Annotated in this window: 1 protein-coding gene; it reads left to right on the plus strand. The window is 63.6% G+C overall.

What is annotated here, in order from left to right; genetic code table 11:
- The first annotated feature begins 97 nt into the window (after positions 1–97).
- The gene (locus tag WHZ77_RS13155; protein ID WP_375314044.1) at positions 98–13,303 is read left to right on the plus strand and encodes a filamentous haemagglutinin family protein; all 13,206 of its coding nucleotides are present in this window, start codon (positions 98–100) and stop codon (positions 13,301–13,303) included.
- The last annotated feature ends 128 nt before the right edge of the window (positions 13,304–13,431 follow it).

Here is a 13,431-nt window from a genome sequence, read left to right on the forward strand (position 1 = left end):
GCTGGAGCTTGCAATTGGAAAGTGCTGCGGCGTGCCCCATCGCGACATCATTCAGACTCCCCGAGGCTTGAAACCGCAAGGTTTGAAGCCCCCCGGAATGCGGCGCGCCTTCGAGCGCTCGCTGCTGTGCGGCGTCAGCCTGGTCGCGCTGTCGCTGGCGAGCGGCTTCGGTCATGCGCGCAATTTGACGCCTGGCGGCAGTTCGGTGGCACCGACGGCGGCGGCGCAGCAGGCGGCGATCCAGGCCGCGCTTCAGTCGGCCGGCGCGGCCAGCCAGGCGGAAGCCTCGCTCGTCCGTGCGGCCGCCGCACTCACCGCCGCGCGAAAACTCCAGTCGGACGCGGCGGCCGCCGCACGGGCCGCGGCCTCGTCCGTTCCGAACGGGCTGGTCACGGGCGGGTTGATGCCCTATGGCGGCACCAACGGCGATCCGCTGGCGGGCATCAAGGCCGATTCGTCGAAATGGACCGGCGCCAACGCACCGGTGCAGACGACGAATGGTTCGAACGTCTCGGTCAATATCAAGCAGACCCAGCAGAAGAGCATCCTGTACTGGGACTCGTTCAACGTCGGCGCCAACACCACCGTCAATTTCCAGCAATCGGCGTCCGACTGGATCGCGCTCAACCGGGTGGATCCGAGCGCCTCACCGAGCCGCATCCTCGGCCAGATCAACGCGATGGGCGGCGTCTACCTCATCAACCGCAACGGCATCATCTTCGGCGCCGGTTCGCAGGTGAACGTCCACACCCTGATCGCCTCCAGCCTCGACGTCGGCAAGCTCGGCGCCTCCTTGAGCGATCGCGACGCGTTTTTCCGCGACCAGGGCATCGCCAATCTCAACTCCTTTTCGATCTATGACAAGGACGGGGGAGCGGCTACCAATCTGATCGCCGGCGACATCAAGGTCGAGCGCGGCGCGTCCATTACCGGCAATATCCTGTCCGACCAGGTCTCGCTCGGCTCGCCCGGCTCGGTCTATCTGTTCGGCGCCAACGTCACTAATTCCGGTTCGATCAAGGTGAACGGTGGCGAGGTCGCGATGGTCGCAGCGCGAACCATCGATGTCGTTTCGAATGGATACTCGGCTTTTCCGGATAGCGTTCTGGGCAAGGACGACAAGGGAACCATCAAGTTCCGCGGTACCGAGTTCAGGCTGTCGCAGTTTGATATAAAGTACGACAGCGCCACTGGCTATGCGGGGTCCGGCTCGATCGGTCGCTATGTGCCGGGCACCGGCGCCGTCGTTCATGATGGCCTGATCGATGCTGCGCGCGGCATCGTCGTGATGAACGGCGATACCGTCACCATCGGTAATCCCACCGATGTAAGCGGTCATGCCCTGACCGATAGTGCCGGAAAACTCCTCCAGGGCGTGATCTCCGTCGACACCAGCATCGACCGCAACAGCTTCGTGCTGCTGCGCGCGGCCACCAGCGTCACCATGAACGGTGTGATCTCAAGCCTGCCGCTCGACGACGGCGCGGCGGGATTGCCGAGCACGCAGAGTTTCACGCCGGCCTATATCGAGGCCACGGCGCAAACCAATGTCACGGTCGGTTCGACCGGCCTGATCTCGGCACCATCCGCCCAGGTCTCGCTGAACGCGAAAGTATTGCCGTTAGGTAACGCAGATAACAAACTGCCGCCGGGCCTCTTTCAACAGGGTAGCAACGGCGTGACTGGAGGCAACCAGAACGGCGTCTCTTCCAATTCTCAAGACCCCCAGTCCGTCCTTCTCGCGCCCGGCGCGACGATCGACGTTGCTGGCCTCCAAAACGTCGAGCTGCCGGCGAGCTACAATATCATCGCCGTCAAGCTTCAGTCGGAATTCGCCGACTCGCCGCTGCAGCGTCCTCCTTACGCCACTGTGAACGCCGACGGGACCGGCGTGGTGTACGGCCAGACGCTGTGGATCGACATCCGCAACACCGGAACTTACGCCGACGGCACCACATGGGTGGGAACGCCGCTCGCGGATGCGAGCGGCTATGTCGCCAAGGTGCCGCGCAGCATTTACCAGTTGATGACGGTCGGCGGAAGCATCAGCCTCAACACCGATCTCGGCACCAACAACGGCGCTTCCAGCGTCAAGACCGATGGATCGGTCATGAACGTCGCCGGCGGCAGCGTCAAGTTCCTGCCCGGGATGGTCAACACCACGCGCCTGATCGGCAGCGACGGCCGCATCTACAACATCGCCAAGGCCGACCCGAACATGACCTATGTCGGGATCGCGGGCCAGTATGTCGTCAATCATGCACGCTGGGGCGTCACCGAATACTGGTCCTCGCAGAGCCAGGTCTATTCGGCCGGCTACACCGAAGGCCACGACGCCGGCAGCGTCGGCCTGGTCACCGTCAATCCGTCACTGCTCGGGACGATGTATTTCGGCTCGACGGCGGGTGAGCGGCAGATCAGCAACGGACAATTGCCGTTGCAGGGCTCGCTCTCGCTGACGACGCCGTCGAGCGTCCAGATCGGTGCGGCGGCATCTGCGAATTACACGACGCAGAGTACTTATACGACGAATCTGTCCGATGATGTTCTGTCGAGCTATGGCCTGAGTTCGCTGTCGGTGACGTCGAACGATTTCGTGCTGTCGAGCGGCAGCACGCTCAGTCTGGCGGCAGGCGGCAGCCTCAACGTGACAGCCGGCGCAATCGATATTGCCGGCAATGTCTCGGCGGCGGGTGGAAACGTCAGCCTCGTCACCGACCGGGCTTCACTCGACACCACGCCGTGGTTCAAGGCGCCCGTCGAACCATCGGGCAAGTCGATTGCCGCGAGTGTCTTTGTCGAGGGCTCGCTTGATGTCAGTGGGCGATTTGTCAATGATATCGGGCGCGTGGCCGGTGTCGATGCGGATGGCCCCGCCTTCATCAACGGCGGCAGCATTTCCATCGCGACCGACAAGAGCAGCACCATCGAAGGGACCGGAGTTCGAGACACGACAGGAAGCATAGTACTTGCCGCGAGCAGTGTTCTCGATGTGTCGAGCGGGGGTTATATCTCGTCACAAGGCAAAGCTAGGACCGTCGCTACCGGTGTGATGGCCGGCAAGGCGGGCAACATTTCTGTCGCGATCTACCAAGGCGCGGCATGGGTGGCTCCAAGTTCCACTGGTCAGGTGAAGCCTACCCCAGCTGACAGCTCGATTGCCACGCTCCAACTCGGCGGCGCATTGCGCGGCTATGGTTTCGAGAGCAACGGCAGCCTCAGGATCGCGGGAGTCAACTCGATCCGGATCGGTGGCGCCACCGGCACTTTGCCCGAGGCGCTGCTGACGGCCGGCGGATTCGGCTCCTACACGATCGAGTCTGTGAAGGATGACTGGTCGGGCGCGGACGCAAACATTGTCGTCTCGGCCGGGACCAGCCTGACGCTGCAGCAGCGAAACTTCGTGAGCCTGGCGGACTACACCACAACACCGACCGGCACCAAGCTCGGTCAGCAGGCCAAGCCGCAAGTTGCGCTGCTGCCGGACAACCAGCGCAAGGCCGTCGATCTCACTCTGAGGGCCAATAGCATCAAGCTGGATACCGGCTCGAGGATCGTCACCGATCCCAAGGCTAAAATCATCATGGCTGCGGTCACCGACGACCGTCGCGGGGCCACATCAACTGATCCAAGCCTTGCGAAACCAAGCACCCCGGATTGGAGCGTCCCGGCGACGTCCGTCGAACTACTCGGCACGATCATCGACCATGGCGGCTCTGTCTTCATCAATTCGAGGGCGACGCATCTCTCGTCCGACGCGAAGATCGATCTGTCGGGAACCTTCGTTGCCAATTCGCTGTTCGGGACAGTGAATGGGCCGGCAACAAGCGGCACTTATATCTCCGGCGGCACGTTCACGGTCGAAGGCGGAACGAGCACCAAAGTCACCACGTACAGTGATCCGAAAGATTCTACCAAGGACCAGTTTTATTTCGCCTATAGCGCGCCTGGGAAGAACTATCTCGTGGCGGATGCTGGCGCTTTGGTCGATGTCTCCGGTGCAGCCGGCGATATCCAGATAGCCAACGCGCGCGGCGCGATATCGTCCCAATGGTCGTGGAGCGATGCCGGAACGGTGAACGTCGATGTCGGCGGATTCGCTTGGGGTGGCAATTTCGCCGCGATGGGCGGCCGATACGTCACAGCCGACGGCAGCGTGAAGTCGGATTCGCGTGCCAACAACGGCACGGTCCTGCTCGGCGGCGGAGCGATGCTACTGCGCCAAGATATGTCGGAAGTCGCCGGGGCACTCGCAGTTTACCACTCGGGAGCAGCACCGGGGGCGCTTGTCGTTTCTGCCGATCAGCTCGCGGCATTCGACAACGTCTATCTATATGCCGGGAGCGCGGAGGGAGGGGCGGCACGCCTCTTCGCCGATCTGCCGGGCAGTTTCTACGCCGAGAATGTCCCGCCGTCATGGGTAACGCTCTCGATTTCAGGTCCGCTCAACTGGAACGTAGCGAACCGCCTCGAGATCGCGGCTGGCGTCATCAACGCACCGACGTCCGGTCCGGTCGATGCGCGCATCTCGGCGACTTACGTCTTGTTGGCGGGCAACGGCAGCGCGCCGGCCGCTGGCACCAGCACGCTGACGGTCAATGCGAAAACGATCGATCTTCAGGGCGCGCCGAAGCCGACGAAGGCCGGCGATCCTATCAGAGGACTCGATTTCTCGGGGTTCAGTCAGGTCAATCTGATCGCGAGCGGCGACATCCGCCTCGGTACGCTCAAGGTGATCGATGGACTGAAGAACGATCGGACCAACGACAAGACGCCAACGGCCGAGCAATCGAGCTTCACTGGCAACCTCGTCACGGCCGGCGATCTGCTGTTCTCCGCCCAGCGTATCTATCCGGTGACGGCCGTCACGTTCGGAATCGAAACGCCCGGCAACGTCAAGTTCACTGCGCCCGCGGGCAGCAACACGAGCATTCCGCTCTCGGCCGGCGGAGGCATCACGGTTCATGCCAAGACGATCGAGCAGGCGGGCAATCTGTTCGCGCCACTCGGCACCATTACGCTCGGCAGCACCGACACCTCGGTCTCGCCCGTCATCACCCAGTCGGTGGTGCTGGCGCCGGGAAGCCTCACCTCGGTGTCGCTGGCCGACACCACCGTTCCCTACGGTGCGACATCAGATGGCACCGACTGGTATTACAACGCCAGCCTGAAGCCGCTCTCGGCGCCGCCATCGAAGGGCCTGATCCTTGCCGGCTCCACTGTGATGCGTTCGGACGGCTCGACGATCGACCTGCGCGGCGGCGGCGACCTTCAGGCTATGGAGTTCATCCAGGGCAAGGGCGGATCGCGCGATGTACTGGCGGCTCAGAACGTCTACGCGCTGGTGCCGACGCGAAGCGATGCGATCGCGGCCTACGACATCCATTTTGCCACCGCCCGCAGCGCCGACAATGGCGCGACCATCACCGCGGGCGACAGCGTTCCTCTCGCGGGCCAGCAGATCACGATCGACGGCGGCAACGGCATTCCTGCGGGAACCTACACGCTCTATCCCGCGCACTACGCGACGCTGCCCGGCGCGATGCGCGTCACGGTCTATGCCAGCGACAACAACACCAAACATGTGACATCGGGCACCAAATTGCCCGATGGCACGGTGCTGGTGACAGGCAACTACACGCAGTCGACGGTGCCCGGAAAGAAGTCGTCGGGCAAGACCGTGTTCGCGGTGCAGACCAGCGCGGTCTGGCAGCAATACAGCGAATACAGCTTCACCGGCGCGAACAGCTATTACACGCAGCTCGCGACCAAGCAGAACACCGTCGCGCCGCGGCTGCCGATGGATGCGGGCCGGCTTTCGGTCTCCGCGCTGCAGACCATCGTGCTGAACGGCATGGCGCTGACGCAGCCGGGCCGGGACAGCAGCGGCAATACCGGGCGCGGCGGCGAGCTCGACATCAGCGCGCCCAAGCTCGCGGTGGTCGGCCATGCCGAATACGTCAACAACGACGTTCCGACCGGCTATGTCGGCGTCGACGTCGCCCAGCTCACCGGCTTCGAGAGCATCCTGATCGGCGGCAGCCGCAGCGACGTGGCGACCGGCACGTTGATCACGCCGACGGCGACCAATGTCGTCGTCGACACGCGTGGCGAGACCTTCAGCGCGCCTGAGATCCTTCTGGTCTCCCAGCAGACCGGGACGTGGCAGGAAATCAAGCAAACGATCACGGTTGGATCCGGCTCCGTGGAGGTGAACCTGCCGGTCTACATCCCGGTGGATGGTACCGGGACGGTGACCGTCAAGTCCGGTAGCGTCATCGAAACGTCGGGAACGGTTCATGCCGGACTCGGCCGCCACTACATAGTGATCTCGGACGGGCGAACCGTCACGGCCGAAAGTCTCGCCGCAGCCTTGGGCGGGACGCTGTCCGGATCGGAGATCATCAACGCAGATCTGACGAAATTGCCGGCGCTGTGGTCCGGCGGCGGCCTCGGATCCTCCTCTTTCGTGGTCTCCAACGACAGCAGTGAGCAGGCGCTCACCTACTACGCCAATGGCGGCCCGCAACAGCCGGGCCGCGGTGCCATGTTCGTCGCGAGCAATGACCCGAGCCTGCAACTGACAGGACCGAGCAAGACCGGCGTCTCCGCTTCGGGACTCACCATTCGCTTCAAGGATGTAGTTGCGAAGGACGTCAAGGACATTTCGACCAATCTGCCGACGGGACAGGTGAGCGGAAGCCTGACATTGCAGGGCGGCGATACCAGCAACAGCGGAAAGCTCACGATCGACGACGGCGCGAGGATCACGACGAACACGCTGACTCTGCAAGCGACCGCATCCAACAATGCCATCGTCGTCAACACGACGGATTTCCATGCCAGTCTTGTCAATTTGGTCGCGCCGACCATCGGCATCGGCACCGCCAGCGCGGTCGCCGGCAAGAGCCTGGTGCTGCCCGCCAACAGCGCCCAGTTCGCCGACGTGCAGACGCTCGCCTTGCGCGCATTCGCGGGTCCGATCACGGTCTATGGTGACTTCAATTCCGGCACGCGCAACCTCACGCTCGATGCCAACGGCATCATACTCGGCCTCGACGGCGGCGCCGCGCAGGACGCCAGGATCAGCGCGAGCGGCACCCTGACGCTGACGAAGACCGCCGGCCCGGCCTTCAGCGGCAACACGGCCGCGAACGGCAACAGCCTGCAATTTGCCGCGAAGGAAATCGATCTCGGCAGCGGCGTCGTGAACGGCGTTGCTCCCGCCACCTACATGACCATTGCCGGCTATTCCAATGTCGGTCTCACCGCCACCGACCGCGTGCTGGTCAAGGGCCCGGGCATGCTGACGCTCGGCGTCAGCAACACCGACAAGGTCGATCTCACCGTCACCACGCCGAGCCTATTGGTTGCCGGTGCGACCGGTGCCAAATCGCAAAGCTTCGCCATCACCGGTTACGCCGGCAACGTGACCATTCAGGACACCGTTGCGCGCACCGGCGTCGCCGACCGGCCCGCCGACAGCACCGAGGTCGGCGGCAGCCTCCAGATCACGGCGTCGAACATCACGATCGCGAGCACGGTTCAGGCGCAGGGCGGCACCATCACGCTCAATGCGATCGCCGGCAATCTCGAGCTGAAGTCCGGCGCCTATCTCGCGGCCGGCGGCTACAAGAAGACGCTGGTCGACGTCGACACCTACGCGCCCGGCGGCAAGATCGTGCTCAATGCCGATATCGGCACGTCGTTCCTACCGGTGGTCCCAGGCGCGGGCCAGGTACTGGTGGATGCGGGCAGCGTCATCGACGTGGCGCAGCCTGCGGGTGGTCTCGGTTACGGCGGCGAGATCGACGTCAACACGCTCCGCGGCGGCGCGACGATCGCCGGCATCCTGCGCGGCGCCGGCGGTGCGGGCCTTGGCGGCCGCTTCAAGCTCGACACCAAGGACGCAGCCGATCTGACCGCGCTGGCGGACACGCTGCTCGTCGGCGGCATCTCCGGCTTGATCGATATCCACACCCGCACCGGCAATCTCGAGCTTCTGCAGGGCCACACCCTCAAGGCCAACGCCATCACGCTGACCGCCGACGACACGGCCTGGGACGGCGGCGACGCGAGCAAGCAGTTCGGGCAGGTCAAGATCCGCGGCCTGATTGATGCGACCGGCTACGGCGGCAAGACCGCCGACGGCACCGGGCAGGCCGGCGGAAAGGTCTCCCTCTACGGCGCCAATTCGGTATTCCTGGCGAGCAGTGGCGTGATCGATGCCTCGACCACGCACGCCGACGAGCGCGGCGGCGACGTCACCATTGGCATCAGTTGGGACGCCAAGTCGAAAATCTGGCTGCAACAGGGCACGCAGATCAATGTCTCCGGCGGCACCAAGGGTGGCCTGAGCGGTGGCACCGTGACCTTCCGCGCGCCGCTGGACGGCAACAACGACGTCAAGATCGCGGCGATCAGCAATGTCGCCAACACGGCCGGTACGCACGGCGCGAGCTTCTACGCCGATGGCGACAAGACGTATGACGAGCTGCCCGTGCTTGACGCCACCAACAACGTCAATGATCGCTCACGGACCAGCATCGTCGGCGCTCGCTCGGTCGCGGTGAACGGGTTCGTTGCGTTCGACACGATCGCCAGCAGCAATGGTATCGACGGATCGAAGGGCCTCGGCTGGTCCGGCACCATCGATACGGCTGGCTGGTACAAGGGAGTGGATGAGCACGGAAATCTCGTTCCGGCCACGGAGGGGACGTGGACCAACGTGAGCGGATGGCGCATTGAGAAAATCGAGGGCGGCACGGCACTTGCGACTGTGCCGGCGCCGGTTGCCGTGAAGAACACTGCGGGTGGCACGATCGCAACCATCAGTTTCGCCGCGGGGGTAGATGTTTTCCAATTGGACCCGAGCACACCAGGGCTCGAGCAGTACTTCGGCCAGAGCAACATTCCCGTCACATTCCCGGACCCCGGTTCCGGCGGGAGACGTGCTACGGGTGTCGTGTCCTTTAGTGCTGACGGACAAGTCGCCACCGTCACGATCATTGATCCCGGCAGCGGTTATCTGACCAGAGTTCCAAGCATAACGATCGGCAACCTGGACGCGCCGGCAAAGATGCAGTTCGGCCGTCCAGTCTCGACCCTCAAGGTCGTCTCGGCGTCGATGTCGCTTGCGCCTGGTGCCACCGGCTATGACGGGGCATCGTTGACCTCGGTCAGTATCGGGCAGAACGCCTCCGTGAAATTTGTACAGGTAACGGGCCAGGCCGGCACAACGACCCTGGTTAATGGCACTCCGCAGTTTGTGCCATCTACCAACGACTACATTCCGGCGACGTCGAGCGGCGTGTTTGCCTTCGATCCAAGCCAGCAGGGCAAGACTGGCGTTGCGTCCTTCACCGGCGGGGCCGGTACCGGCAAGGTCTTCTTCGGCGAGACGATCTCCGAGATCACCAAGGGGACGTGGAGCTACAACGGGCAAAATTACGGCTTCACCAACCTGTTCACGCGTCTGGCTCCGTTGGTCAGCAGCCTCGGCGCCGACGTCGTGCATGTGCAGCCGGGCGTCGACCTCGTGAATTCGAAGGGCGACATCACCGTCAGCAGCAACTGGAATCTGGCGGCCGGCACCGCCGGCAACCTGGCGACAGCCGACGGGGTGACCTATTTCGATCCTGCGTCGAGCTACGTGAACTTCACCTACCGTCTCGCGACCCCCTGGGGCGGGCTCGATGCCGGCGTGCTTTCGCTGCGTGCCGCCGGAAACATCAACGTCAACGCTTCGATTTCCGACGGGTTCTTCCAGTTCGCGGATTATCTCGACGCGAGCTATGCCGGCAAGGTCAACAGCTATTTCGCTTCGAACAGCGGTCTCCGCTCGATCGATTTCGGCGCGGTCTATTTGAACGACTACGCCAGCAACACGCTTCTGATCGCGCCTTACAAGGCCGGTGATGTCGGCAATGGCATCAGCCCGACATCGCAGGACCTCGCGAGCGCCGACCTGTTCCCGCATAAATTGCTGGTTTGTACAACCGATTGCAGCCAGGCCAACATCAAGACGGTGACGGCGCCGTCGTCATGGTCCTACATCCTGGCCGCAGGCGCCGATGTCTCGAGTGCCAATCCGACTGCCCGGGTTTCGCTTGCGAGCGACAAGGGCGACGTGATCGTCGACAAGCACGCGAGCTACGACCAGAAGCTGGTGGGAGGGTCCGTCACGGTCAACATTCCGACCATGATCCGGACAGGCACCGGTAGCATCACCGTCGCGGCCGCGCGGGATGTGGTCCTGAAGGACACCGCCGCGCCCGGCGTGATCTACGCGGCCGGCGTCAACACTGAAACCTACGCCAATCCTTACGGCTCGAACCTCGCAGTCACCGATCCAAATGGCTTCTTCGAGCCCCGCCTCATGGCCTACGGCAACGCGGCCGCCGCCGTTGCGTCCGAGCTCTATTACGGTCCGCCAACTGCGGCAGCCTTCCCCGAAAAGGGCGGGGACGTCGTCATCGACGCGCAGCGCGATGTCGTGGGCAACACCAAGGTGGTCGTGAAGGAAGAGAACGACACCACGGTCTCCAAGAAAGTGCCGCAGTACTATCAGGCCTGGCTGCTCTCCAATTCCGGCGTGACACCCGATGCCAACAATTCGGCATACGGTGCCGGTGTCTTCGCGCCCTCGACGCAGATCGCCTCGCAAACGGCGTGGTGGATCCAGTACGGCAGCTTCCAGCAGGGCTTCCTCAGCGCGGGTGGCAATATAAGTGTGCTCGCTGGTCACAACATGCTCGATGTGTCGGTGTCGGCCCCGACCACCGGCCGCGTCACCGGCGGCCTGTCGGCAAGCAGCACACCCGTGACGCACCTCTATGGCAGCGGCAACATGATCGTGCGTGCTGGCGGCGACATCCTCGGCGGTTCGTTCTACGAGGGATCCGGCCACGCCAGCATCGTCGCGGGCGGTAACATCGGCCAGAACGGGTACGTCTACAAGTATGGGAGCAGCACTCTCAGGCTTCCGGACGTTCCTCAGCTCGCTGTCGATACCGGGCAGATCACGATGAGCGCCGCCGGCGCCGTTACGATAGCCGGTGTTGTCAATCCGGCTGCGCTGCACGCTCAGCAGCCAAGCAGGTCAAACCCACTCGAGACAGCGACCAATCCGGACCAGCCTCTCTACATGGACACCTATGGCCCAGACAGCAAGGTGCGTGTGGTCGCGCAGTCGGGCGATCTCACCATCACCATCGCGCCGGCCACGATTTGGACAAACAACACATTCGACAGGGCTGGAGCAGCGACCTACCCAGCGAGTTTCGAGGCACTCGCTCTCCAGGGTGACCTGGTCACGACCGGCATCGGTGATCTCATCACGGGTACGGGAATCAAGGTGCCGGGGATCGTGTTGAGCCCGTCCGAGCACGGCACGTTCGACCTGCTCGCACAGGGCAGCGTCGATCTCACCTTCGGCTATCCAGCGAACACGTCGGGGCCGCAACCGATCTCGCGTCCCTATATTTCGACCGGACCATCGTTGATCGATGCCGCCTTCGATCCGTATCGGCCCAATAGCGGCAATGACGCATCGTCGAGCCGCGCCATCCTGGCGCATGGGAGCGATGACGCCGACGGGCTCGATACGAAGGCGCGAATCTACGCCGCGACCGGTGACATCACGGCAACGGGAAATTACGGCCAGCGGAACATCAATTCTCCGAAGACTGAAGCAGTCTATCAGCACATCGAAATCAACCGCCCAGCCAGCTTCTATGCGGGGCGCGACATCTTCGACCTCAACGTCGTCGTGCAGAACATTCACGCTGCCGACGTGAGTTCGATCGTGGCCGGCCGCAACATCACCTATACCGGGTACAACAATGGCGGCGGCATCCAGGTGGCCGGCCCCGGTTTCCTCGTGGTGCAGGCTGGCGGCGACATCGGTCCGTTCCTTCCGGCGGCGCACAACAATTCGACCGAGGCCCTCGTTCAGGAAGGCATCGTATCGGTCGGCAATTCCTCTCCGACGGCGGTCGGAAACCTCTTCATTCCGGGCGACACGGGAGCAGGAGGCGGCTCGATCGGCATCTACAACCAGTCGCTGCTCGGCCCGGCGAGCAATCCGCGGCGCAACGCCGCGCTGGTTGCGGCCGCAGGGACCAAGCAGGGTGCGGACATCATCACGATGTTCGGCACCAAGTTCGGCGTCGACTACAAGGCGGTGATCGACGGCTATATCGATCCGGCCAATGCGGGCGGGGTGCCGCACAACTATATTCCCGAGCTGCGCGCCTTCCTGACCCGGGTCGGAAAATCAGTCAGTGGTGACGATGCCAGCGTGTTCGCGGTGTTCCAGGCTCTGCCGGCCGATCTCCAGCATGTCTTCGTCGACCAGGTGTTCTTCGCCGAGCTCAAGCAGGTCGGCATCAGCCAGTCGGCCGGCACGGGCTCGGACTCCCAGCGCGGCTATCGCATGATCGAGACGATGTTCCCGGCGAGCCTGGGCTACACCGAGAACGCGCTCGGCGGCGGCGCGAACGGTGCCAGCCAGCTCGTCAAGACCGGCGACATGAATCTGCTGCATTCCACAGTTCAGACCAGGCTCGGCGGCGATATCTCGATCTTCGGTCCGGGCGGCAGCCTGATCGTCGGCTCGCTCGCCGCCGAGCCCAACAAGGCGCTGAAGCTGCGCGACATCGGCATCCTCACGCTGGGCGGTGGCGCGATCAACACCTTCACCGACGCAAACGTGCTGGTGAATTCGAGCCGTGTGCTCACGACCCAGGGCGGCGACATCCTGATGTGGAGCTCCAACGGCAATCTCGACGCCGGGCGCGGTTCCAAGACGACGCTGTCGGCGCCGGCGCTGCAGGTGCTGTACGATCAAGACGATTATCAATCGATCGATCTCGGCGGCTTCGTGACCGGTGCGGGCATCGGCACGCTCAAGGCTTCGAACGTGGCGGTCGCGTCCAATCTCTATCTTCTCGCACCGCGGGGAACGATCGACTTCGGCACGGCTGGCGTGCAGTCCTCGGGCGATGCGGTGTTCGTCGCGCCCGTGGTCGCCAACTACGGCAACTCCTCGGTTCAGGGCTCGACGACCGGCGTTCCAACCATTTCTGTTCCCAACATCGGTGCACTGACCGCGGGTTCGAACACGGCAGGCGCCGCGGCGAAGTCGGCTGAAACGCCGACCGCGGGCGGCTCCAGCAAGCCGGCCTCGATCTTCATCGTCGAAGTGATTGGTTACGGCGGCGGCGATGGTCAGGGCCAGAGCGAGCAGCCGGAGGACAAGAAGCAGTGCGACACGACATCGTCCAGCGACTGCAAGCAGTGACGCCGTATGCGTCTCTGACGATGCATCGGGTTGCTGCGTGGCAATCCGTCGCGCGCACGGCGTCAATTTGCGCGTGTCATCACGACGCCGCTCGTGCACCGGTCGAGACGCATCGCTCGAGCGACGCG

This window comes from Bradyrhizobium sp. A5 (assembly GCF_042076515.1).
Classification (GTDB): domain Bacteria; phylum Pseudomonadota; class Alphaproteobacteria; order Rhizobiales; family Xanthobacteraceae; genus Bradyrhizobium; species Bradyrhizobium cosmicum.

What these genes read in the sequence shown, in the direction of transcription:
- WHZ77_RS13155 (WP_375314044.1), top strand. Translation starts at nt 98, where the DNA reads ATGCGGCGCGCCTTCGAGCGCTCGCTGCTGTGCGGCGTCAGCCTGGTC.